This is a genomic window from Geomonas azotofigens, from assembly GCF_018919395.1.
GTDB classification, from domain to species: Bacteria; Desulfobacterota; Desulfuromonadia; order Geobacterales; family Geobacteraceae; genus Geomonas; species Geomonas azotofigens.
The window spans coordinates 129,185-153,037 of sequence record NZ_JAHLME010000002.1 but is presented as its reverse complement, the minus strand read 5'-3'; the positions used below and the strand labels follow the sequence as shown (position 1 = coordinate 153,037).

Annotated in this window: 19 protein-coding genes; 12 read left to right on the top strand and 7 right to left on the bottom strand. The window is 64.6% G+C overall.

All coding sequences use genetic code 11. The annotated features are described in order from the left end of the window. Nucleotides 1-107: 107 nt before the first annotated feature. The 3 genes from KOL99_RS05735 to KOL99_RS05725 form a co-directional block, all read right to left on the bottom strand. Nucleotides 108-4,232 (bottom strand): DEAD/DEAH box helicase, encoded by a 4,125-nt coding sequence (locus tag KOL99_RS05735; RefSeq protein ID WP_216509525.1) that lies wholly within the window; start codon nucleotides 4,230-4,232, stop codon nucleotides 108-110. A gap of 98 nt (nucleotides 4,233-4,330) precedes the next feature. After that, nucleotides 4,331-5,212: a carbon-nitrogen hydrolase gene (locus KOL99_RS05730; RefSeq protein ID WP_216509524.1), complete on the bottom strand. Its 882-nt coding sequence runs from the start codon at nucleotides 5,210-5,212 to the stop codon at nucleotides 4,331-4,333. A gap of 133 nt (nucleotides 5,213-5,345) precedes the next feature. Further along, complete coding sequence (locus KOL99_RS05725; RefSeq protein WP_328759825.1) at nucleotides 5,346-6,374, bottom strand: agmatine deiminase family protein; 1,029 nt, start codon at nucleotides 6,372-6,374, stop codon at nucleotides 5,346-5,348. A 172-nt stretch (nucleotides 6,375-6,546) separates the two neighbouring features. On the opposite strand from KOL99_RS05725, the gene nudC reads away from it, so the two are divergent. After that, nucleotides 6,547-7,398 carry an NAD(+) diphosphatase gene (nudC, locus tag KOL99_RS05720; protein WP_216509522.1) on the top strand — a complete coding sequence of 284 codons (852 nt, stop codon included), beginning with the start codon at nucleotides 6,547-6,549 and terminating at the stop codon, nucleotides 7,396-7,398. Between the two features lie 387 nt (nucleotides 7,399-7,785). Next, nucleotides 7,786-11,169, top strand: coding sequence for a DEAD/DEAH box helicase (locus tag KOL99_RS05715; protein ID WP_236025841.1), 3,384 nt, complete (start codon nucleotides 7,786-7,788; stop codon nucleotides 11,167-11,169). A gap of 119 nt (nucleotides 11,170-11,288) precedes the next feature. On the opposite strand, the gene KOL99_RS05710 is transcribed toward KOL99_RS05715, so the two are convergent. The 3 genes from KOL99_RS05710 to sfsA all read right to left on the bottom strand — a co-directional run bounded on the left by KOL99_RS05710 (nucleotide 11,289) and on the right by sfsA (nucleotide 13,036). Further along, on the bottom strand, nucleotides 11,289-11,732 hold the full coding sequence (locus tag KOL99_RS05710; RefSeq protein WP_216509521.1) for an ATP-binding protein: 444 nt from the start codon (nucleotides 11,730-11,732) through the stop codon (nucleotides 11,289-11,291). 96 nt (nucleotides 11,733-11,828) lie between these two features. Next, nucleotides 11,829-12,284, bottom strand: coding sequence for a hypothetical protein (locus tag KOL99_RS05705; RefSeq protein ID WP_216509520.1), 456 nt, complete (start codon nucleotides 12,282-12,284; stop codon nucleotides 11,829-11,831). A 56-nt stretch (nucleotides 12,285-12,340) separates the two neighbouring features. Beyond that, a complete protein-coding gene (gene sfsA, locus KOL99_RS05700; protein WP_216509519.1) occupies nucleotides 12,341-13,036 on the bottom strand; it encodes a DNA/RNA nuclease SfsA in 696 nt (231 codons plus the stop codon). A 198-nt stretch (nucleotides 13,037-13,234) separates the two neighbouring features. Here sfsA and KOL99_RS05695 point away from each other — a divergent pair, with 198 nt between their 5' ends. The 8 genes from KOL99_RS05695 to KOL99_RS05660 all read left to right on the top strand — a co-directional run bounded on the left by KOL99_RS05695 (nucleotide 13,235) and on the right by KOL99_RS05660 (nucleotide 20,765). Next, the gene (locus KOL99_RS05695) at nucleotides 13,235-13,609 is read left to right on the top strand and encodes a hypothetical protein (protein ID WP_216509518.1); all 375 of its coding nucleotides are present in this window, start codon (nucleotides 13,235-13,237) and stop codon (nucleotides 13,607-13,609) included. A gap of 115 nt (nucleotides 13,610-13,724) precedes the next feature. Continuing rightward, a complete protein-coding gene (gene rfbA, locus KOL99_RS05690; protein ID WP_216509517.1) occupies nucleotides 13,725-14,630 on the top strand; it encodes a glucose-1-phosphate thymidylyltransferase RfbA in 906 nt (301 codons plus the stop codon). Beyond that, complete coding sequence (locus KOL99_RS05685) at nucleotides 14,627-15,115, top strand: dTDP-4-dehydrorhamnose 3,5-epimerase family protein (RefSeq protein WP_216509516.1); 489 nt, start codon at nucleotides 14,627-14,629, stop codon at nucleotides 15,113-15,115. The genes rfbA and KOL99_RS05685 overlap by 4 nt, the downstream gene beginning before the upstream one ends. Before the next feature lie 86 nt (nucleotides 15,116-15,201). Continuing rightward, the gene (gene mreC / locus KOL99_RS05680) at nucleotides 15,202-16,026 is read left to right on the top strand and encodes a rod shape-determining protein MreC (protein WP_216509515.1); all 825 of its coding nucleotides are present in this window, start codon (nucleotides 15,202-15,204) and stop codon (nucleotides 16,024-16,026) included. A gap of 24 nt (nucleotides 16,027-16,050) precedes the next feature. Further along, on the top strand, nucleotides 16,051-16,533 hold the full coding sequence (mreD, locus tag KOL99_RS05675; protein ID WP_216510270.1) for a rod shape-determining protein MreD: 483 nt from the start codon (nucleotides 16,051-16,053) through the stop codon (nucleotides 16,531-16,533). Beyond that, nucleotides 16,530-18,497 carry a penicillin-binding protein 2 gene (mrdA, locus tag KOL99_RS05670; protein ID WP_236025837.1) on the top strand — a complete coding sequence of 656 codons (1,968 nt, stop codon included), beginning with the start codon at nucleotides 16,530-16,532 and terminating at the stop codon, nucleotides 18,495-18,497. Before mreD ends, mrdA begins: the two co-directional genes overlap by 4 nt. Continuing rightward, nucleotides 18,487-19,587, top strand: a complete 1,101-nt coding sequence (gene rodA / locus KOL99_RS05665; protein WP_216509514.1) for a rod shape-determining protein RodA — start codon at nucleotides 18,487-18,489, stop codon at nucleotides 19,585-19,587. Before mrdA ends, rodA begins: the two co-directional genes overlap by 11 nt. 35 nt (nucleotides 19,588-19,622) lie before the next feature. Further along, nucleotides 19,623-20,765, top strand: coding sequence for a tRNA-queuosine alpha-mannosyltransferase domain-containing protein (locus KOL99_RS05660; RefSeq protein WP_216509513.1), 1,143 nt, complete (start codon nucleotides 19,623-19,625; stop codon nucleotides 20,763-20,765). A gap of 48 nt (nucleotides 20,766-20,813) precedes the next feature. Here KOL99_RS05660 and KOL99_RS05655 read toward each other — a convergent pair whose 3' ends face one another. Beyond that, nucleotides 20,814-20,966 (bottom strand): hypothetical protein, encoded by a 153-nt coding sequence (locus KOL99_RS05655; protein ID WP_216509512.1) that lies wholly within the window; start codon nucleotides 20,964-20,966, stop codon nucleotides 20,814-20,816. Nucleotides 20,967-21,417: 451 nt separating this feature from the next. Between KOL99_RS05655 and amrS the strand changes: the two genes are divergently transcribed. Together amrS and KOL99_RS05645 are read left to right on the top strand one after the other, a co-directional pair. Then, nucleotides 21,418-22,431 carry an AmmeMemoRadiSam system radical SAM enzyme gene (gene amrS / locus KOL99_RS05650; RefSeq protein WP_216509511.1) on the top strand — a complete coding sequence of 338 codons (1,014 nt, stop codon included), beginning with the start codon at nucleotides 21,418-21,420 and terminating at the stop codon, nucleotides 22,429-22,431. Next, nucleotides 22,422-23,804: a PAS domain-containing sensor histidine kinase gene (locus tag KOL99_RS05645; protein WP_216509510.1), complete on the top strand. Its 1,383-nt coding sequence runs from the start codon at nucleotides 22,422-22,424 to the stop codon at nucleotides 23,802-23,804. Before amrS ends, KOL99_RS05645 begins: the two co-directional genes overlap by 10 nt. Nucleotides 23,805-23,853: the final 49 nt, after the last annotated feature.

Here is a 23,853-nt window from a genome sequence, read left to right as displayed (position 1 = left end):
CTCTTCTCTGTTATGAGGGAACAGGTTGATTATATGCGAAGGCGGGAGAATGGGAAGTCTTGAATCGGATGATGTGGTGACAGGCCCGGAGTGTCACACGCGCCGAACTACGAGCCGATGCGCAACAGCGCCAGGAGCTCTTCGACGGTTACCTTGCCGGAGAGGTCGCTCTCGTCGAGCAGGCTGTCGGCGAGGCCGCGTTTTTGCTGGTGCAGGCCGACGATCTGCTCCTCGATGGTCCCCTTGGCGACCAGGCGGTAGATGGTGACCGGGCGCTGCTGCCCGATGCGGTGGGCCCGGTCCGAGGCCTGGTCCTCGACCGCCGGGTTCCACCAGGGATCCATGTGGATGACATAGTCCGCCGCGGTCAGGTTGAGCCCCACGCCGCCGGCCTTGAGGCTGATCAAAAAGAGGTCGCCCGAGCCCGCCTGGAAGGCGTCGACGCGCTCTTTGCGCACCGGCGCGGGGGTGCTGCCGTCCAGGTACTGGTAGGATATGCCGGCGCCGTCCAGGTAGTTGCGGATGATCTCCAGGTGCCCCACGAACTGGCTGAAGACCAGCGCCTTGTGGCGGTTCTCCCTCAATTCGTCGACGATCTCGGCGAAGGCGGCGAGCTTGGCGCTCGGGATGGTGCTGTCGGGGAGCACCAGGCGCGGGTTGCAGCAGGCGCGGCGCAGCCTCATGATCTCGGCCAGGATCTTCAGGTGCAACTCGGCCTTACCCTCCACCTTGTCGACGCCCGCCAGGTTGTCCAGGGCGCTCTTCCTGATCGCCTCGTAGAGCGCGGCCTCCTCCATCCCCAGTTCGACCGGGATGGTGATCTCGGTCCGGGGCGGGAGTTCCTCGAGCACCTGGTTCTTGGTGCGGCGCAGGATGAAGGGCTGGATCAGACGCTTGAGCCGCTGGCGCGCCTTCTTGTCCTCGCTTTTCTCGATGGGGGAGGCGTACCTCACGTTGAACTGCTTCAGCGAACCGAGAAGCCCGGGATTGATGAAGCGGAACACGTTCCAGAGCTCGCCCAGGTGGTTTTCGATGGGGGTGCCGGTGGCGACCATCTTGAATTTCCCCTGCAGCTTCATGGCGGCCTGGCTCCTCTTGGTCGCCATGTTCTTGATGGCCTGCGCCTCGTCCAGCACGATGGCCTGCCAGGAGACCGCCTCCAAGAGTTCCGCGTCCTGCTGCAAGAGTCCGTAGCTGCAGATGACCAGGTCGAGCGGCTTGAGCGCACGCAGCAGGTCGGACCGCTTCGGCCCGCCGTAGACGATGCGGTTCAGGGTCGGCGCGAAGCGGGCGGTCTCGCTGTCCCAGTTCAGGCAGACCGAGGTGGGGGCGACCACCAGGGACGGCCCTTGCGGCGCCATGCTGAGAATCTGGGCCAGCGCCTGGACCGTCTTCCCAAGCCCCATGTCGTCGGCGAGGCAGGCGCCCACCCCCCAGTAGGCGAGCCGGTTCAGCCAGTTGAACCCCTCCACCTGGTAGCCGCGCAGCTCCGCCTGCAACGTGGCCGGCAACTGCGGCCGGAACGATTCCGCCTCGCGCAGCCTTTGCACCTGGTCGCGCCAGTACCGGTCAGCCTGGAATTCTCCCGCTGCCGCGGCGAAGTCCTCGAACAGGGAAGCGGCGAGGGGATGGAAGCGGAAGGCGGCGCCGCTTGGGTCGGCGCAGGCGGCGAGGTCGTCCAAGTAGCGCCGCAGTTGCGAGGAGAGGGCGATGAACTCGCCGTCACCCAACTCCACGAAGCGCCCCTGCGCGTTGCGGGCAAGGTCCACCAGTTGGCGCAGGTCGAGCGCCAGTTCCTCGTTGACGTTCACTTCGCCGGCGAGCTCGAAGTAGTCCTTCGCCTGCCTCACGGAAAGCTTGCACTGTCCGGGGGTAACCGTCTGTTTTATCTTGAAGCGCGCCCCCTGCGGCCAGGAGACCCGGGCCGATTCGCCCAGCGACTGCAACTGGATCAAAAGCTCCAGCGCGCTCTCCGTTGCCGGCACCAGCCACTCCCCCTCGTTCTCGTCGCTCTCGGCCAGCGCGGTGAGCTGGGCGAGGGCAGCGGCGGCGCGCTCCTCCTCGAGCTTCAGGTCGCGCCTGCACTGCAGCCGTTTCCCGTTGACCTCGGCGAGCACGGTCTCGCCGCCCGCACCCGGGCGGAAGTAGGGACCGGCATCGGAGAAGGGGCGCACCAGGACCTGCAGCCGCAGCCCGGCCTGGTACGGGAGCAGGTGGAAATGCGGCGTGGCGTCGCCGTCGAGCTGCCCGGCGGAAGCGACGTCGATGTCGGAGTGCACGGTGAGCACCGCTGCCAGCGAATTGATGGCCGCGAGCGCCTGGTTCTTGGCCCGGGTGGGGACCTTGAGGCCGGCACCGATGATGGCGGCGATCTTCTTGTACTCGCTCTTGGCCTGGAACACCTTGATCCGGGTCGGTGTCTCTTTTTGGAGGTAGAGCTTCTGGTCCTGCTGGAAGGGGGGGAAGAACTGCAGCTGCAGGAACGCTCCCTCGGAGGTCAGCTGGATTTCAGGTTCGCCGTGCACCAGTTCCAGCCGGACCGAGGCGCCGGCATCGAGGTAGACGTGCGGGTGGCCGATCATGAGCGGCACCGCCTGGTCCTGATCGAGCACGTAGCTCTCCCGGTTATAGAAGCCGGTGCCGCGCTCCTTCTTGATGCAGCCGCAGATGAGGCGGTCCTGGGCGCTGAGATAATCGAGGCTCTCCGCGTCTTCCACAAGCCGCTTGAGCGAGACGTTGCGCCCGGCGCTCCACTTGCCGCTGGGCGCCTGCTTCTGTTCCCTCGGACTGATCTGGAAGAAGCCGCGCATTTCCTCGAAGTGCCAGATCAGGCGCGACTGCGGCACGTCCGCGTCGACCGCCTCTTCGCCGTTTAGTCGCAGCAGGGCCGAGATGGCGCTTTGCCAGGACTCGACCGGGGCGAGGGCGCGGTACAGGGGGATCGGCGCCTTTTCGGGCGCGGGGTCCTCAGCAGTAGCCGCACCCGCCTGCTCGATCTCGCGGGCGAACCAGCTGTGTCCCGAATCCTTTAAGCGCTGCACCAGGGTTGCCTGCTTGCGTGCCTCGGCGGGGCGCTGATCGCTGGCGCACCAGTAGAGCGCCATCAGCCGGAACAGCGCATGCAGCGGGCTTTGGGCGGGGCGCTGCAGGGACGCCTCCAGATACTCCTTGCTGCTGCGCCCTCCCTGACGTTCCGCGATCACCCCGTGCAGGACGTGGTACACCTCCTGGTCCGGCCACTCCCTCTTGGCGGTGATGAAGCTGCACAGTTCCGCCGCTTCCTCGAGCTGTTTCGTCTCCTGCGTGGCGAGGAGGGCCAGGATGAAAAAGGGGCCGGTGCCGTTATCGAGATAGGCCTTTCTCTTCCCCGTCTCCTTGCGCAGGGCGGCCAGGGCGGCTCGGAACAACTCCACGGAGCGGCCGTAAAGGCCGCGCTGCAGCGCGCAGCAGGCGAGCACCGCGATCTGGATCGAACTGCAGCGCTCGGCTGCGGCGGCTTCGGCCTCGGCGGCGCGATCCCGCGACAACAGCTCAAGGCAGTAGACGTCGAGCAAAAACGGTGGAGAGTCGGGGCGGGCGCTCAATTCGGCGAGCACGCGAAACGGTGCGTCAGCAGCGGTAAGGGATTCCCGGGCGAAGGAGAGGTGCGCCACCAGTGCCGCCCCCTGCAGAATGACGGGGAGGGAACGGAACCAGTTCTCGTCGAAGGGGTGGAAGCAGACCGCGTCCAACGGGTGGCAGCGCTGGGCCTCGTAGGGGAACTGGCGCAGGTAGCGTTCCGCCGCTTCCAGGGCGGCGCGGGCGTCTTTCCGGTAGACGCCGATGCGCACGTCGCGCATGGCGTGGGTCGAGAGCCGATAGAAGTTGCTCCCCCAGTTGGAAACCATGGGGATCTCGGCGAGGATGGTGCGGACCATGGTCTCGAACCTTCCCTCGTCGATGGCCATGAGCGTGGCGGCGTGCGCGACGTCCGTGGAGCAGGAAATGCCTTCGCCGCTGTGACGAATCAGGCCCTGGTTCTTCAGTTCTTCCAGCAGATCGGCGAGGACCAGGCCGGTGTAGCTGCGGCCCGGAGGGGCGGGCAGCCCCGTCTTCTTGACGATGTTGAGCAGTACGTGCTTGGAGAGCGGTGCGTGGATGACGGAGAGAAGCTGGACGAGCGCCGACTGTTCGGGCGTGCAGCGGGCCAGGAGGTCATGCGGCTGGGGGTGTGGTGTGCTGGGATGGGCCACCTGATGGACCTCTCGTAGCGTTATGAGGGTGAGCGGCACCCTCACCCCCGCCCCTCTCCCGGTGGGCGAGGGGGGGAGGGCAAGGGGGGGGTACGCTGCTAGTCGCGGTAGCGCTTGACGAGATCGCCGTAGGCGTCGATGCGGCGGTCGCGCAGGAAGGGCCAGATGCGGCGCACATCCTCGCTGCGGCGCATGTCGAGATCAACCACCAGGAGTTCCTCTTCCTCGCCGGCGCGAACCAGGAACTCCCCCTGCGGCCCCGCCGCGAAACTGGAACCCCAGAACTTGATGCCGGCGCCGGCGCCGCTCGGGTCGGCCTCGAAACCGACCCGGTTCACGCTGACCACCGGGATGCCATTGGCTACCGCATGGGCGCGCTGCACGGTGACCCAGGCGTCGAGCTGACGCTGCTGCTCGGCCGCTTCGTCGCGCGGGTCCCAACCGATGGCGGTCGGGTAGATGAGGAGGTCGGCGCCGGCAAGCGCCATCAGGCGCGCCGCTTCTGGGTACCACTGGTCCCAGCAGACCAGGACGCCCAGCTTGCCGACCGAGGTCTGGATCGGCTCGAAGCCGAGGTCGCCCGGGGTGAAATAGAACTTCTCGTAGAAAGCCGGGTCGTCCGGGATGTGCATCTTGCGGTACGTGCCGGCGATGGAGCCGTCCTTCTCCAGCACCACCGCGGTATTGTGGTACAGACCCGGTGCGCGGCGCTCGAAAAGCGAGGTCACGATGACGACGCCCAGTTCGCGGGCCAGCGCGCCGAAGTGGGCGGTGGAGGGACCGGGGATGGTCTCGGCGAGGTCGAAACAGGCGGTGTCTTCGGTCTGGCAGAAGTAGCTGCCGGTGTGCAGTTCCTGGAGCAGCACGAGTTGCGCTCCCTGGGCGGCGGCCTCGCGGATCCTCGCGGTGGTGGCGGCCACCATCTCGTCGCGCCCCGCCTTCAGCGCCTGCTGCACAAGGGCTACTTTGAGTTTGGTCATGTTCTTCTCCGTCGATCTGTACCGGTGGTGCTGTTGAGGGGGGCGAATGATCATTCGCCCCTACAGTATTTCGTAACTACCAGGGGCGGATCCCACAATTCACGCGTCCGAATCATTCGCCCAGCTTCTCGCCCTATTTGAGCGTCCCCTTGGGAAGCTGCATGGTCACGCAATGCAGCGAGCCGTGCTGCAGGATGAGCGGGAGGCAGTCGATCCCGATGATCTCGTAGCCGGGAAACGCCTCTCCGACGGCGACCAGCGCCGCGGCGTCGTGCTTGTCCTGGTAGGTCGGCACCAGCACCGCCCCGTTGATCACCAGGAAGTTGGCGTAGGTGGCCGGAAGCCTCTGTCCCTCCTCGTCGTAGACCGCGCTCGGCCAGGGGAGGGGGATGGCGCGGTACGGGCGGCCGCCACGGGTACGGAAGGCGAGGATTTCCTCCTCCATGGCCTTCAGCGCCGGGTAGTGCTCGTCCTCCGGGTCGTCGCAGCGCACGTAGGCGATGGTGTCGTCCGGGCAGATGCGCGCCAGGGTGTCGACGTGGGAGTCGGTGTCGTCGCCGGCCAGGTAGCCATTGGACAACCACAGGAAGCGGTCGCTGCCGAACAGGCCATGCAACTCCTCCTCCAGCTCCTCGCGGGTCAGGTGCGGGTTGCGGTTGTCGTTCATCAGGCATTCCTCGGTGGTGAGGATGGTCCCTTTGCCGTCGCTCTCGATGCTGCCCCCTTCGAGGATCAGGCCGACGGTCTCGAGGGGCGCGTGCCAGACGCCCTGCGCCTGCAGCGTCTTGTTGATGCGGTTGTCCAGGTCGGAGGGGAACTTGAGCCCCCAGCCGTTGAAGCCGAAGTTAAGGAGCCTCGGCGCGCCGTCCTCCAGCACCGTGATCGGCCCGAAGTCGCGAGCCCAGGTGTCGTTGCTCTCGATCGGGAGGATGCGGACTTGCTCCAGGTCGGCGCCCGCTGACTGCAACTCCTCGCGCACCATGTCGGGATCGTCGGCGGCGACCACCACCTGCTCGAACTGGCTGATGGCGCTCACGATCGCGGCGAACACGGGCCGGACCTGGTCCAGGTAGGGGAGCCAGTCGCTCTTTTCGTGCGGCCATGCCATCAGCACGCCGTCCTGGAGTTCCCACTCCGCGGGTAATCTTCTGTTTCGAGTCACTGTATCTCCTGCTTCGGCCGCGCCGCGGCCGGTATTGGCGAACGAAAAAAGTAACATAGCGTGCGAAGCCAATCAAGTTAAATGGTTTGAAAGAAAAGGGGGATTGCTTCCTCGGTCGGTTCCTGTATTATGCACGCCAGCACGGCAACCACCCCGCTACAGGAGTCGAAGCATGGCATATCCCGAAACCGTCAACCTCCCGTTCAACGGCGAGATCATCAGGACCAGGTTCACCCAGCTGAAGCCGGACGCCTCCAGCGCGGACGGCCCCGGTTACTGGGTTTTGCTGCAGGGGGACGCGCTTTTGCTGCGCGACGGCGACTTGCATCGCGGCGAACTTCCCGAGCCGCTGGCCGACGGCGGGCAGGCGCTGCGCTTCGGCGAGTGGGATGGCGCCCCGGTGCGGCTTTTCACCCTTGCCAAGGGAGACGAGGTGCCGCGGGGGCTGCAGGCCGTCCCGTGGACCGAGCTTCCCGACCAGCTCGCCACCCTGTACGGTGTCGCGAGACAGATCCTCTACTGGGAGAAGTTGAGCCGCCACTGTTCGCGATGCGGCAGCGGCGACATGATGCGCATCGCCCCCACCTGGGGCAAGCGCTGCGGCGGCTGCGGCCACGAACACTACCCGCACATCCACCCCTGCGTCATCGTGCTGATCAGGCGCGGCGACGAATTCCTGTTGGCCCGCAAGCCGGAGTGGGCGGCCGGGCGCTACAGCCTGGTGGCCGGTTTCGTCGATTTCGGCGAGTCGCTGGAGGAGTGCGTGGTGCGCGAGGTGTTCGAGGAGACCGGGCTGAAGGTCACCGACATCCGTTACGTCGGGAGCCAGAACTGGCCCTTCCCGAGCCAGCTCATGGCCGGGTTCGTTGCGAGCTACGAGTCGGGCGAGATCGCGGTCGAGGCGGACGAGCTCGAGGACGCCCAGTGGTTCACCAGGGAGCGCATGCCGCCCGCGCTTCCGCCCAAGCGCAGCATCGCCCGTTATATCATTGACAACTTCGCGCTGAAAGATCCGGCCGGATAAAAAAATAATTAAAGTCCTGGGATGTGGGGCCGATAGTGATTATTAACACCCCGGAACACACTCCTGGGTCTCCTTTTTAGGGGGGCGGATCGAGACCGCCCCCCATTTTTTTGCCAAGTGTGCACGATTCCCTCACCCTAGCCCTCTCCCAGGGGGAGAGGGGATTGTGAAGCCTCTGTGAAAATCACGATTGTTTCGTTCTCTGGCACCCTCACCCCGTTCCCCCCTTTGCCCTTCCGCCCGCCCCCGTTATCCCTTCTCCCCGCTGATTCCACGGTCCGCTGCCGGGTTTTAATCGATTCCTGCGCATGGTGCTGTTGTGTTTAGCGTCTCTTTCTGCTAACTTGAACGATCCGTTATTCGCTGACCCTTGCTGGGAGAGACGACTTGATCGACATCACGGCCATCCCCCTGCTGCGGCACCTTTTCCAGATGCCGGCGGCGGGCATATACGCACTGGCGGACAAGGTGCACCTCTTCAACGGCTTCGAGCTGTGCAAGAGGAAGCCGGTCCGCGGGCTGAGCTGGCACAAGGACGGCAGCGTCCTCGAGGTCGAGCTGCGCGACGCCGAGGTCTCGTGCCGCGTCTCGTTGTCCCTGGCGGCGGGCGAGTTCTCCAGCGCCTGCGACTGCGGCGCCTGGAGCCCCCACGGTCGCTGTCCCCACCTGGTCGCCGCCCTGGCTACCCTCAAAAAAGCCCTCGCGCCCGCGTCCTTTCCCATGCTGCAACTTCCCAGCGACTACCTGCAGGAGATCCGCGCCGCCCTCTCCACGGCGCCGGTACAGGGTGTGGAAAGTGACGAGGGGGCGCCGATAACCGAGAGCGGCTACGCCCTGGTGCTCGACCGGGAGCAGGGGGCGTTGCGCATGCGCCTCATGCTGGACCAGGTCCCGGTCGCCCTCTACGACGCCGCGCTCCCCGCCTCGATCCGCGAGTTCCTGCGGCTGTTGCAGTCCTCGGCGCTGCGGGGGCGCGCCGTCGAAGAGTTCCTGTCCCGGTTCCGCGGCAGGTTCCCCATTCTCTACCACGCCCCGGATGGCCCGCTGCCGCTGTTTTTCGATCCGTCGCTGCAGCGCACCGTTTTGCTGCACCTCGACCTGCACCAGGAACAGATCGTTGCCAGGCTCTCCCTCGAGGACGGCGCAGCCGTCGAGGGAGAGGACGCCTTCATACACCAGGGGTATCATTTCGACCTCAGGCGCAGGGTCATCCATAAGGTTGACGATACCGCCTCCCGCCTCTACGCTGAGCTCGCGCAGCGACTGGCGCAGGCACAGCCGGACCAGGCCGTGCCCGAGGATGACGGCACCCTCCGCTTTCCCGCCGCCGGCTTCAACGCCGTCCACTTCGATCTCGGCGCCAGCGGTGAAGAACTGGCCCGGCGAGTCGTCTTCTCCCGGTCCGGCCTCACGGTGGCACCCAAGCCGCTCGAGCCGCGATATCGGCTCAACATCGTGGAACTGGCCGAAACCTCCTCGCTGGCGGCGGAAGGGGTCACCGACGGCATAACGTTCTCACTTTCTTCCGCGGCTTTCCGCTTTTTCAACGCGACCGGGCGGGCGGTCTCCCCCCAACCGCTCAAGGCGAAGAAACGGGTCGCCGCCATCATCAGGGCCTGTTTCGCCGCGCTGGGTGCCGCGAACCTCGCCGAGCGCGACCGGCTGGTGCGCCAGGCGCTGGAAGGCGCGGAGTTCTACAAACGCGGAGTCCGGTCCGATGCACGCACGGTCATCAACGATTTCTGTCAGCAGGCGCTGCAACCGACCACCATGCTGCAGATCTCCGAGGCTGGGGATTGGCTCGCGGTGACCGTTGCCGTCGAGCGCCAGGGACGGCTGCTCGAACTTCTGGCCGAGCATTTCGGCTTCGATATCTTCTGGCAGGCGGAAGGGGCGGGGCGCTTCCAGCTGGAACGAAAGGTCCTCATGCGGCATCTCTCGGACCTGAAGAGCGCGCTGGCGGCGGAAGGCTTCGCCCTGGCGCTGGCCGGGGAGGAACTGCAGACCGCCTCCTGGACCTTTACCCTGGACGCCACCCGTTCCAGCATCGACTGGTTCGAGCTGCGCCCCGAGATCCGGGCCGACGGGGAACTGGTCGACGAGGCGGAGCTGCTGGACGCCTTGCAAGGGGGGGGCGTCTTCCGCAGGGGCAACTCCCTGTTCGTGCTGGACCCTTTGACCTGCAACACCCTGGCGCTCTTCGCGCCTCACGCCAAGCGCGAGGTGGTGCGGGTGCCGCGCCTGCAGATTCTCGACTGGATCACGCTCAGGAGAAACGGCGTCCGGGTGCTCCTTTCCCCCGAGGACGAACAGATTTACGACAGCCTGACCCGGTTCGAGAGCATCCCGCGGCGCCCGCCGCCGGCAGAGCTGAAGGCGACCCTGCGCAACTACCAGCTCGAGGGATACAGCTGGCTCGCCTTTTTGTACGAGCACCGTTTCGGCGCCTGCCTGGCCGACGACATGGGGCTCGGCAAGACTATACAGGCCATCGCGCTCCTGGCCGGACTGAAGGAAGGGGGCATCGCCTCGCAGCTTCCGCCCGAGGTGCCGCACCTCGTGGTGGTCCCCCCGACCCTTATCTTCAACTGGGAGAGCGAACTGGCCCGGTTCTACCCGGCGCTCAAGGTGGGGGTCTACCGCGGCCAGGGGCGCCGCGCCGAGTTCGCCGGGTTCGACCTGGTGCTGACCAGCTACGGCGTCATCCAGCGCGACATCGAGCTCTTGAGCGAGATTCCCTTCCACGTCATCGTTTTCGACGAGGCGCAGGCGGTGAAGAACATCCACGCCGAGACCACCGGCGCGGTGCGCAGGCTCAAGGGGCGGTTCAAGGTGACCCTGACCGGCACGCCGGTGGAAAACCACCTGGGCGAGTACTTCTCGGTGATGGACCTGGCCCTGCCCGGTCTCCTGGGTCCCTACGAACAGTTCCGCCGGCAGATGGGGCGCGAGGGGGGCGAGTTCCTCGAAACGCTGATCAGGCGCACGCACCCGTTCATCCTAAGGCGCTCCAAGGACATGATCGCCGCCGAGCTCCCCCCCAAGGTGGAGACCGACATCTACCTGGAGATGAGCCCGAGGCAGAAGGCGCTCTACGCCCGCACGGTGACCGAGGTCCGCGAGACGGTGGCCCGTGCCTACAGCTCCAACTCGGCCGGCCAGGCGCGCATCATCGCCCTCACCGCCATCCTCAAGCTGCGCCAGATCTGCCTCTGCTCCCGTCTCGTCCTCCCGGATGCCGCCGATCGCTCCCCCAAGGTGGAATTCCTGGTCGACCAGTTGCACGAGCTTTTCGCTGAAGGGCACAGCGTGCTGGTGTTCTCGCAGTTCACCTCGTTTTTGGATATCGTGCAGCAGGGACTGGCCCAGCGCGGCATCGTCTCCTCGCGCCTGGACGGCTCCACCCCGGTGTCACGGAGAAAGGAGCTGGTGCAGAACTTCCAGGACTCGGCTGAGCCGGGCGTGTTTCTGCTGAGCCTGAAGGCCGGGGGGAGGGGGCTCAACCTCACCCGCGCCTCCTACGTCTTCCACCTCGACCCGTGGTGGAACCCGGCGGTGGAGAGCCAGGCCTCCGACCGCGCCCACAGAATCGGCCAGAAGCGGCAGGTCACCATCACCAGGCTCCTGATGCGGCACTCCATCGAGGAGAAGATGATGGAGCTCAAGAAGCGCAAGCTGAAGCTGTACCGCGCGCTCCTCGAGGACGCGGAAAACGAAGGAGCCGTGGCGATCGGGCGCGAGGACTTCGAGTTCTTGCTGGGGCAGGGGTGAGGCTTAGGGGCTAGGGCTGGGGTGCTGAGCTGCTTGCGGGGCTGAGCTATGCGGGGCTATGCGGGTTAGGCGGGTTAGGCGGGTTAGGCGGGTTAGGCGGGTTAGGCGGGTTAGGCGGGTTAGGCCTGGGGCTGGGTGAAGTAACGGCAGAAGTAGAGGGTGTTCCTGCCGTTTTTGGAACTGTAGCTGACCTCGTCCATCAGGGTCTCGATGATGAAAAGCCCCATGCCGTTCTCGGGGATGGAGCCGATCACCTCCGGATCGAACTCAAGGCTTCTCGGGGCGAACTCCTCGATGGCCTTCCCCTCGTCGGAAACCTCGAAGGAGATGCGGTCGTGGTGCAGGGTGATGGCGGTGTCGACCCGATACCCTTCCTGGCGCCGGTAGGCATGGGTGATGGCGTTGTTGAGAGCCTCCACCACGCAGACTTCCATCTCGCCGTAAGCTTCCTCCTTGAGGGGCGAGCAGGCGCAGACGCCACGCACCGCGTGTCCGACCAGGGCCACATCGCAGAGCCTGCTTTCGATGCTGAGATAGAGGGTCTTGCTTGGTTTATTGATCACGCTGTCCCGCTTTCGCCGGTTGTCCGGTGTTTCGGCTGCTGCGTTGCCGCGCCCGCTATGGAGGCCGGCAGTTTCGTCGGTTTCCGGGCGTCTCTTCTACTCGTGGCTGGGTCCTTCCGGTTCCGTCCAGGCCACCCATGACTGCGACACGGAAAGCTGTTTCAGGAATTCGGCGGCGAAGAGGAACTCCCCCTCCGGCGCCGGCACGTTGATGCTCTCCTCGCCGCGCTGGATGGAGAAGGCGTACCCTTTCTTGCCGTTACGCTGATAGCTCTCCACGTTCAGCTTGGTCACGGTCTCGCCCTGGGGCGTTTCGAAGCGGTGGGTGAAGGTCGCCTTGCCTCCCGTCCCCTGTAGCTCCGCGATCTTTCTGGAGACCTCGAAGGCCTCGCACGGCTCGGCCACGAACCGGATGTGGGGCTGGCCGGTGGCCAACCGGAAGAACCGGAACGCGACGCGCCCCTCCTCGGGCTTGCCGTTTTGCCTCTTTTCGCTGGGAGCTATTTCGACGCCGGTCTGCTTGGCGAAGATGGTTAGTTTAGGTGTTCTCATTGGTCCCCCGGGACAGCGGTTATAACTTTAGCGTCCTTCCCAAGGATGTCAATAATCTACAGGAGTACCGGCACCGAGTGGCTTAGGCGCACCTCGCTTTCGGTGACACTCGCCTGGTAGGCGAGCAGTTCCACCCCGGCACGCGACGCCTCCCGCAACAGTGCGCCGTAGGCCGGATCGATGGCGTCGGCGGGAGAAAGGGCGTCGCCGTCGCCACGCTGCACCACGAACAGGTTCACGGCGCGGTGTCCCTGGCGCACCATCTCCATCAGCTCGCGCAGGTGCTTCTGCCCCCGCGTGCTCACCGCGTCCGGGAAGAGGGCGCAGCGCTCCCGCACCAGGGTCACGTTCTTTGTCTCCACGTAGCACAGGCCGCGCTCCCCGGAGAGCAGCAGGTCGATCCTGCTCCCGGTGCCGTACGGGACCTCCAGCTTGATCCTCTCATAGCCGGAAAGCTCGGTGATGGTGCCGTCGAGGATCGCCTCCCGGGCCAGGAGGTTGGGGAGCATGGTATTGATCCCGACCCAGACCCCGTCGGCCCGCACCAGTTCCCAGCTGTGGGGGTACTTCCGGCCCGGGTTGCCGCTCACCGAGAGGAGGACGCGGTTGCCGGGGAGGGCGCACCCCATCATGCTCCCGGTGTTGGGGGTGTGCGCGGTGACCACGGTGCCGTCATCGAGTTCGACGTCGGCGAGAAAGCGTTGGTAACGGCGGATCAGGGTGCCTTGGTAGAGCGGCTGCGGCAGTTTCATGGTGCATCCTTTGGGACGGCGGTTTGGCCTTTATGGCAGGCGCCCGACTGTACCCGGAAGAGCCTGCCGCTGTCCAGTTAGAATTGGTTGCGGCCGGTGACGGGCGCTGGAGAAAACTATTGATCTGGTTAGCCATTCTGCTAAACTCAGGTGCTGGATCGCCCGCGGCCCGAACACGGCGGGGCAGGGAGGATGACCATGGCGAAAGGGGCGCAGCAAAACCGCGAGCATCTGGCGGCGGTGCAGCTCTTGGGCAAGACCATCAGCAAAAGAGCCGGCTTTCGTTGCGAATGGTGCGAAGGGGACCAGGAATTGCGCCTCTGGGAGTACCAGCCCGACCAGGAACCAAGCGAGGAGAACCTCGCGCTCCTGTGCCATTCGTGCCGCGAGCTGGTTGGCCTCAAGAACCCCGATCCCCGGCGGCTGCGCTCGCTCAGGAACGCGCTCTGGAGCCAGATTCCGGCCGTCGCCGAGGGGGTGGCCGTCGTGCTGGCCCGCTGCAAGGAACCCTGGGTCAGGGAGGCGATCGAGGAGAGCTTCATCGACCAGGGGCTCAAGGATCGTTTGCTGTAGGGTGACTTCACCCGCCGGGGCCCGCCCGCAGGGGATAATCTGTTTGACGCAGGGCACGACGGTGTGGTAGTAAAAATCCTTTGTTAATGTTATTTTTTGCTGTGGAAAGGGTGTTATGTCACAAGGGATAAAGAAGGGAATCTTGCTGGCCGGCGGCGCCGGGAGCAGGCTCTACCCGCTGACCATGGTGGCCAGCAAGCAGTTGCAGCCGGTGTACGACAAGCCGATGATCTATTACCCGCTGGCCACGCTCATGATGGCGGGTATCTCGGACATCCTGATCATCTCCACCCCGCAGGACACCCCCCGATTCGAGGCGCTCTTGGGAGACGGCTCGCGCTGGGGCATCCGCCTGAGCTACGCGGTGCAGCCCGAGCCCAAGGGGATCGCGCAGGCCTTCCTGATCGGCGAGGAATTCATCGCCGGTGACCCGGTCTGCCTGATCCTTGGCGACAACATCTTCTACGGCAAGATGGAGTTGGACCGCCTGGTGGCCGAGTTCAGCACCGGCGCGAAGATCTTCGGCTACTACGTGCAGGACCCCGAGCGCTATGGGGTGGTCGAGTTCGACAAGAGTGGGCGGGTGCTCGATATCGTTGAGAAACCGACCGCCCCGAAGTCGAACTACGCCGTTCCCGGCCTCTACCTCTACGACGCGCGCGTGGTCGAGATCGCCAAGGCGCTCAAGCCGTCGCCGCGCGGGGAGCTGGAGATCACCGACATCAACAAGGTCTACCTGGGGCGCGGCGAGTTGATGGTCGAGCGTCTGGGGCGCGGCATCGCCTGGCTCGACACCGGAACGCACCAAAGCCTTCTGGAGGCCTCGCACTTCATCGGCACGCTCGAGGCCAGGCAGGGGCTGAAGATCGCCTGCCTGGAGGAAATCGCCCTGCGCATGGGGTACCTCGACTGCAAGGCGATGGCCCGGGTCATAGACGAAACACCGAAATCCTCGTACCGCGACTATCTGCTGCGGGTTTACAGCGAGACGGAACTTTGCGGCGGAGGTACCAACCAGTGAGCGCGGTGCAGCAATTCAACAAGGGACGCATCCACGATGTAACCTGCAAGCCCCTCAAGAAATTTCTGGACGAGAGGGGATGGCTCACCGAGCTGTTCCGCTCCGACGAACTCGATCCGGAGGTCATGCCGGTCATGTCCTACATCTCGATGACGCAGCCGGGAGTGGCCCGCGGGCCGCACGAGCATGTCGATCAGACGGACTACTTCTGCTTCCTGGGCCCCTCGAACTTCAAGGTCTACCTCTGGGACACGCGCCCCGATTCCCCCAGCTTCGGGGTGAAGCAGGTGTTGTACGCCGGTGTGGACGCCCCGAGCATGGTGATGGTCCCCCCGGGCGTGGTGCATGCCTATCGCAACATCGGCACCGAGAACGGTATCGTCTTCAACGCGCCCAACCGCCTGTTCGCCGGTCCCGGCAAGAGCGAGAAGGTGGACGAGATACGGCACGAGGAATTGGTGGACTCCCCCTTCCTGCTGGACTGACGCGGCTGGTCACACCCCGGACAACTTGTTGCAATCATTTTATTTTCACTAGGGGGCACAGAGCCCCCTAACCATTTTTGAGGCCGATGAAAAACCTTCTGATTCGCTACCGGCGCTTCCTGATGACCGCCCTGCTACTGCTGGCGGCCTTCCTGACGTACGCCCTGAACCTTAGAAACCGGGAACACGCCAATCCCGTGGAGCGCACCGTGATGGGCATCACCGCGCCGGTCGCTGGATCGGCCGCCAGCGCGACCGGTTTTCTGAGCGACATCTGGAACAACTACATCGACCTGATCGACGTGCGGCGCGAGAACATCGAGCTCAGAAAGAGCGTGAAACGGCTCAACGCCCGCATCATCGCCGACAACGAGGCGGTCGCCGCCACCATGCGGCTGAAGCAGCTCCTTGATCTCAAGGAGAGCGTCGCCGTCCCCTCACTGGCCGTTTCGGTCATCGGCGAGGACAGCTCGGCCTGGTTCAAGACCCTCGTGGTCGACCGCGGCAGCGCCGACGGACTGCTGGAGGGGATGCCGGTGGTGGCCATAGGCGGGGTGGTGGGACGCCTGGTAAAGGTGGCGCCGCACTCGTCCCGGGTGCTGCTGTTGACCGACCACGCCAGCGCCATCGCGGCAATCGTGCAGCGCTCCCGCGCCCGCGGTGTCGTGCGCGGCGCCGGTGGTGGGCGCTGCTCCCTGGAGTTCACCGTCAAGGACGAGGACGTCAAGGTCGGCGACACCGTGATCAGCTCCGGCATCGGCGGGGTCTTCCCCAAGGGGCTTCCCATCGGGGAGGTCACCATGGTGAAAAAGGGGGAGTACGGCGTGTTCCAGACCATCGAGGTGCGCCCGCTGGTCAACATCGGGAAGCTGGAAGAGGCGCTGGTGCTGGTCAGGCAGCGCGATGAATAGGGTTCTTCAACAGGGGTCATGTCAGTGATCGCCTATCTTAAAATAGCGGCGGTGGTCATCGCCGCGCTTTTGCTGCAGATGACGCTCCTCCCCAGGTACCTGCTGGACCCTTTCCAGCCCAACCTCATCATCATCCTGGTGGTCTACCTGGGACTCAAGCTGCCGCACCGGTTCGCCGGCGTCGCCGTCTTCGCCCTGGGGCTTCTCCAGGACAGCTTCAGCGGCATCTACCTGGGGCTGCACGCCTTCTCCTATCTCTGCATCTACACCCTTTTGTCCGAACTCGCCGACCGGCTCTACACGGATAACCGTGCCCTGTTCGTCCTGGTCGTTTTTATCGCTACCATCATGAGTGCACTTTTGAACCTCTTGCTGCTTCTGGTCTTCTCGGTCGGTAACGGCCTGTACGCCTCGCTCTTGCCCGCGCTCTTGCCGCAGGCCCTCATCAACGCGCTGATCGCCTCCGTGGTTTCCGGGATGAGGCTCCCGGTCGAGGAGGTCCGATGAAGACGCTCAACAACATCCTTCCCGACGACGACGGGGGCGGCCGCCGCATCATCGGCCTGTCCCTTGGTGCCTGCGCCATGTTCTTCCTGCTGTTGGCCAGGCTCTGGTACCTGCAGGTGATCAGCGCCGAAGACCTGATCGACCAGTCCGAGAACAACCGGCTCCGCTTCGTCCCGGTGGCGGCCCCGCGCGGCGCGATCCTGGACCGTAACGGTAAGGTGCTGGTTTCCAACACCCCTTCCTTCTCGGTCGCGGTCATCCCGCAGGACGTGAAGAACAAGGACCAGCTGATCGACAACCTGGCCCACTACCTGAACCTGGATCGCAAGGAGATCGAGACCAAGTGGAACAAGGGGCAGGGGAGGGCGAAGTACTATCCCCTGGTGGTCGCCTCCGGGATCACCCGCGACCAGATGGAATTCCTCGAGGAGAACCGCCTCGCCCTCTCCGGGGTCAACATCGAGATGAAGCCGATCCGGGCCTACGCCAACGGCTCGCTGGCCTCGCACCTTTTGGGCTACCTGGGGGAGGTTTCCGAGGACGAGCTCAACTCGGAACGCTACCGCGACTACAACGCGGGGGACTACATCGGCAAAAGCGGCATCGAGCGGAGCTGGGAGTCGTACCTGCACGGCACCGACGGCGGCCGCCAGATCGAGGTGGACGCGCGCGGCCGCTTCCTGCGTACCGTCGCCGAGACCGGTTCGAGTGTCGGCAACACGGTCATGCTGACCATCGACCTGGAGATGCAGAAGGCCGCCGAGCAGGCCCTGGGAGACCAGGCGGGCGCCGCCGTGGCCATGGACGTGAACACCGGCGAGATCCTCGCCTTCGTCTCCAGCCCCGATTTCGACCCGGCCCTCTTCACCGGCCGCATGCCTCCCGACGTCTGGAAGAAATACCTCGACGACGAGCGCCACCCCCTGGAGAACAAGGCCCTCAAGGGGATGTACCCCCCCGGCTCCACCTTCAAGATCGTCACCGCCATCGCCGGGCTGGAAGAGGGGCTGATCGACGAGCACACCACGGTCCAGTGCTCAGGCTCCTACAAGTTCGGCAACTCCACCTTCCGCTGCTGGGAGCACAAGGGGCACGGCACCGTCGATCTGAAACGGTCGTTGCGGGAATCCTGCGACGTCTACTACTACAAGCTCGCCGAGCGCCTCGGCGTGGACCGCATCGCCAAGTACGCCAAGCTTCTCGGGCTCGGGGCGCCGCTCGGCATCGGCCTTGAGAGCGAAAAGGCCGGGGTGATCCCGACCCAGGAATGGAAGCTCAAGCGCTTCGGCAAGAAGTGGTATTCCGGCGAGACCCTTCCGGTCGGCATCGGCCAGGGGTACGTGCTCACCACGCCGGTGCAGCTCGCCTCCATGATCGCCACCGTGGCCAACGAGGGGATCATCTACCGTCCCCACCTGGTGAAGCGGGTGGTTGATGCCGACGGCAAGGTGTTGCAGGACTTCGCGCCGCAGATCCTGTCCCGGCCGGGCCTGAAACCCGCCACCTACCGCCTCGTCAAGGAGGGGCTCCTCGCCGTCGTCAACGAGCCGCACGGCACCGGCGGCAGTGCTAGGCTGTGGGAGGTCAAGGTGGCGGGCAAGACCGGTTCGTCCCAGGTGGTCAAGTTGCGCGACAGCAAAGGGGGGGTGCCGTATCGCTTCCGCGATCATGCGCTGTTCGTCTCCTTTGCCCCCTTTGAGAAACCGGAAATCGGGGTCGCCGTCATCGTCGAGCACGGCGAGCACGGCGGTTCGGCGGCTGCGCCGGTGGCCGGCAAAATCCTGCGCTCCTACTTCGAAGGGAAGGGCGTCATCAAGAAGCCGGTTCCCAAGGCCGTCCCCAAGGAAGAAGAGGGGGGGCTAGGGGTGGCCGAACCCGATGACCCCGGCCAAGCAACGACCAAACCCGCCCCGGCCGCAGGGAACGCCGCGGGTACCGACAAACGAGGCAGAGATGTTCGATAGACGGCTATTCACCAACTTCGACTGGACCCTTTTGGGGGTGGTGCTCCTCATCACCGCCTTCGGGGTGATCAACATATACAGTGCCTCGTCCTCATACCGGGACGTCGGCACGCCCTACTACCTGAAGCAGCTCTACTGGATCGTGGCGGGACTGGGGTTGTGCCTCACCGTCTGCAGCCTCGACTACCACATGCTCGAGGACTTCGCCTACTGGCTCTACGGCGGCGTGCTGGTCCTGCTGGTGCTGGTGCTGGTGGCGGGGAAGACCTCCATGGGGGCGACCCGCTGGATCAACCTCGGCTTTTTCAACATGCAGCCCTCCGAGCCGATGAAGATCGTCATCATCATGACCTTCGCCCGCTTTTTCAGCCGCTACCCCGTTTTCAAGGGGCTGACCTTGAAGGAGCTTTTTCAGCCGCTCTTGCTGTTGGGCATTCCCGCCGTGCTGATCATGAAACAGCCGGACCTCGGGACCGCCATCCTGGTCTCCCTCATCGCCGGCACCATGCTTCTCTTCGTCGGGGTGCGTTGGTCCGCCCTCGCCACCATCTTCGCCGCCGCCGTTCCCACCGTGGTGATCGCCTGGCAGTTCCTGCTCCACGACTACCAGAAAAAGCGCATCTACAACTTCCTCAACCCCGACCTCGACCCGCTGGGGAGCGGCTACCACATCATCCAGAGCAAGATCGCCGTCGGCTCCGGCGCCACCTTCGGCAAGGGGTTCATGCAGGGGACCCAGTCCCAGCTCCGCTTCCTGCCCGAGCAGCACACCGACTTCGCCTTCTCGGTCTTCGCCGAGGAATGGGGCTTTCTGGGCTGCCTGCTGATGCTCACCCTGTACCTGTTCCTGATCCTTTGGGGGCTCGGTATCGCCAAGCGCTGCAACGACCGTTTCGGGTCGCTGCTCGCCGTCGGGGTGACCGCCATGCTCTTCTGGCACATCGCCATCAACATGGGGATGGTGATCGGGCTGATGCCGGTGGTCGGGGTGCCGCTTCCCTTCTTCTCCTACGGGGGGACCTCCATGGTCACCTCGATGGTCGGGGTGGGGATCCTGCTCAACATCAGCATGCGGCGCTTCATGTTCTAACCCCCCGGCCCTTTCCCGGCCCCAATAGGAGCGCCATGCACATCGCCCTCGTCGAGCCCTACTGCACCGGCTCCCACGCCGCCTGGGCCACCGAGTATGCTGCCCATTCCAGCCACCAGGTGGATCTCCTCACCCTGGCTGGCCGCAACTGGAAGTGGCGCATGCACGGCGGCGCGGTCTCCCTCGCCGGCCGCTTTCTCGCCGCGGGGAAAAAACCCGACCTCATCCTCGCCACGGACATGCTCGACCTGACCACCTTCCTGGCGCTGACCAGGCCGCTTAGCGACCGCTGCCCGTGCGCCATCTACTTCCACGAGAACCAGCTCACCTATCCCTGGTCCCCCGGCGACCCGGACCTGGGGGAGCAGCGCGACCTGCACTACGCCTTCATCAATTACGTGAGCGCGCTGGCCGCCGACGCGGTCCTCTTCAACTCCCGCTACCACATGGACTCCTTCCTCGGGGAGCTCCCCAACTTCTTGAAACGCTTCCCCGACGCTGTGGACCTCTCGACCGTCGACCGGATCCGGCGCAAGAGCCGTGTGCTCCCCCTGGGGCTGGACCTCGGCAGGCTCGAGCGCTTCCGTCCCCACGAGCGGCCAGACCGCGAGATACCGCTTCTGCTTTGGAACCATCGCTGGGAATACGACAAGGCGCCGGAGGAGTTTTTCGAGGCCCTGTACCGGCTCGCCGAGGAGGGGGTGGCGTTTCGGGTGGCGGTGCTTGGGGAGTCGTTCGGGCGGGTTCCCGCCGTCTTCAAGCAGGCGAGGGAACGGCTCGGCGCGCGCGTCGTTGCGTGGGGCTATCAGAAGAGCTTCGCCGACTACGCCCAGTGGCTGTGGCGCGCGGACATCCTGCCGGTGACCTCGCGGCAGGAGTTCTTCGGCGCGAGCGTGGTGCAGGCGCTCTACTGCGGCTGCCATGCGCTGCTGCCGGACCGGCTCGCCTATCCCGAGCACGTGCCTCACCGCAGCGTGAGGGAGGTGCTCTATGGCGACCAGGAGCCGCTGGTGGATCGGCTGAGGGCGCTGCTGACCGGAGCCGGCACATCGTCAGTGAACCTGGGCGAACACGTGGCGCGCTACGATTGGGCGACAATGGCCCGGGTCTACGATGACTTCTTTTCAGATTTGGTTGAAGGTGCGGATGGAGTGGTGCCGGAGGTCGCTCTCGGCTAGCGGGGTGGGATTGCGGAGGGGGGGCGCCGAAGGCGCCCCCGTTCCCGTTTAGGCGGCTTGCTTGCTGACGGTGATGATCTGGGAGGATTTCTCGAGCCAGACGGTACCGCAGGAGTTGCATTCCAGGAGGTCTTTCGCGTAACCGTCGGAATGCATGTCGATCTCGATTCCTACTTTGTTGTCACAATGCGGGCATTTCATGTTTTGTTTCTCCCCAAGGCGGTAATTTATGATTTTGACAATATATAGAACGCCTCGTGTTGGTCAAGTACTAATTTTTCGAAAAAGTCACCTAAAACAGTAGTTTAGCTTTTGTGCCACACCTGGATCTTGAGCCTTCATTTTAAAACATTTCATTTTTTCCCGCCGTATCGTCACGGATTCTTCGTTGTAAGTTGTCGGTTTTAGAATACATTTCCCACTATCAAACAAAGGTATGCTCTTGTCTCGGTTTTGGGTTTACCTTTGCGTAAAATGATAGGGTTCCCGAAAAAAAAAATCGCACTCGAATTCGTGGAACGACGGTTTGCCGGAATGTATACGGCATTTGCGTCCGCAGCGCATCTCCCTAAATTTCCGCTGGAATTTTTTTTCGGCAAATGCTATATTTGCGCCCGCTAATTTACCCCCCAGGCTCAATCGGAGGTGCGGCATGAAAGAGGCCATGTTCTACCAAAAGCTCGATGGGGAGCGCGTACGCTGCGGGCTGTGCCGTTTCGGCTGCCTGATCGGTTCAGGTCAGCGCGGCCGCTGCCGGGTGCGGGAGAACCGTGACGGCGTGCTGTACACCCTGGTCTACGGCAACCTGGTCGCCGAGCACGTCGATCCCATCGAAAAGAAGCCGCTTTTCCATCTCCTGCCGGGGAGCCGCTCCTACTCCGTGGCGACCGTCGGCTGCAATTTCAGATGCCTGCACTGCCAGAACTACACCATCGCCCAGCCTGACCAGGTGGCCGTCGAGCGCTCCGGCACTTTCGTGGAACCTGCGACCGTGGTGGAGCGCGCCCTCGCCACGGGGTGCCGCTCCATCGCCTACACCTACACCGAGCCCACCATCTTCTTCGAGTACGCCTACGAGACCGCGCGGTTGGCCAAGGCGGCCGGGCTCAAGAACATATTCGTCACCAACGGCTACATAACCAGCGACGCCCTGGCCGCCATCGCCCCCTACCTCGACGCCGCCAACATCGACCTCAAGGGCTTCACCGAATCGTTCTATCGCGAGGTGGTGGGGGCCTCCCTCGGCGAGGTCCTGGACTGTGTCCGGGACTACAAGCGGCACGGTATCTGGGTCGAGCTCACCACCCTGGTGATACCCAACCGCAACGACTCCGAAACCGAGCTGCGCGACCTCGCCCGCTTCATCGTGACCGAGGTGGGAGCGGAGACGCCGTGGCACGTGACCCAGTTCTACCCGACCCACCGCCTCACCGACCAGCCGCGCACGCCGGTGGAGACCCTGCGCGCCGCCAGGCGCATCGGTCAGGAGGCGGGGCTACGCTACGTGTACGAGGGGAACGTGCCGGGCGAGGGGGGAGAAAACAGTTATTGCTCTTTCTGTGGCGCCCTGCTAATTAAGAGGCTCGGCTACCTGGTGGAAAAGAATCTTCTCTGCAATGGAACCTGTCCCGGCTGCGGGGCTGTCATCGAGGGTGTATGGACGTAACGCGGCGGATGGCCCGATGGGCCAAGCTCTCCGAACCGGGGCTCATCTCTTTTCTTTTTCAGATACTCCTTGGGGCGCTGCTCGTTCTGGTCTTCTGGGTGGTCGACGGGCTGCTCGATTACCTGCTCTTTGGCGGAAGGCCCCTGGCGGATTTCCTGCTGGCCTCGGACAGCCACGAGGATTTCGCCCTGGTCCTCTTCCTTGTTTGCGGCCTGCTGCTCTACAGCCGCCGCGCGCACCGCAATGAAGCCGCTTTGGAACAAGCGCTGCAGGCTGCGCTGGAGGAGGCCGAGCGAGAGCGGGCCAAGATGGAGGGGATTTTCGAAGCGCTGGGCGAGGCGGTATCCATCCAGGACCCCGATCTCAAGGTCCTCTATCAGAACCCGGCACACCAGCGCATGACCGGCCCCTACGTCGGCCGTTACTGCTACGAGGCGTACCGCAAGGAGAGCGTCCCCTGCGCCGGGTGCCACCTCCTGGCCTCCTTCCAGGACGGCAAGGTGCACCGCGCCGAGCTGGGGCCTGAAGTCTCCGCCACCGGCGGCTACGTCGAGTTGATCGGGTCGTCCCTCAAGGGGAGCGACGGCAAGCCGCATTACGGCATCGAGATCGTGCGCGACATCACCGCGCGCAAGCTCGCCGAGGAGGAAACCGCCGCCCTCAACGCCGCCCTGACCCACCAGGCCGCTGAACTGCAGCAGGCCAACCAGGAGCTTGAAGCGTTCTGTCACGCCATTTCCCACGACATGCGCGCGCCGCTCACCCGGGTGTACAGCTCGGCGCAGGAACTGCGCGGGTACCGCGGGCAACTGGACGATAACGGCCGTTTCTTCGTCGACCTGGTCCACGACGGCTGCATCCAGATGGAGGCGCTGCTCGACTCGCTCATGGTGCTCTGCCGGGTCACCGAGGTTGAACTTGCCTGTGCCACCTTCGACCTGGTCCCCGTCGCCTGCGAGATAGCCGCGCAACTGCGCCAGGATCAGCCCGGCCACCACGTTTCCTTCCTCACGCCCGAGCGGCTCATGGTGCACGGCGACCCCCAGCTGTTGCGCGTGGTGCTGGAGAACCTTCTCTCCAACGCCTGGAAATACAGCAACAAGGTCGAAGCTCCGGTGGTGGAACTCGGTTCGGTCGCCACCGGGCAGGGGGAGGGCACCTTCTTCATCCGGGACAACGGGGCCGGCTTCGACAGTGCCCGCGCCGGCCAGCTTTTCCAGCCCTTCAAGAGACTGCACACCTATCGTGACTTCCCCGGCACCGGCCTTGGGCTTGCCACCGTGCGCCGCATCGTGCGCCGTCACAACGGGCGGGTGTGGGGTGAAGGAGTGCCCGGGCGCGGGGCGACCTTCTACGTCATGCTGCCCGGGTGACGCGGAAACGGTTGCCCCGGGATCGCCATTCATGCTATACATCAGCTTT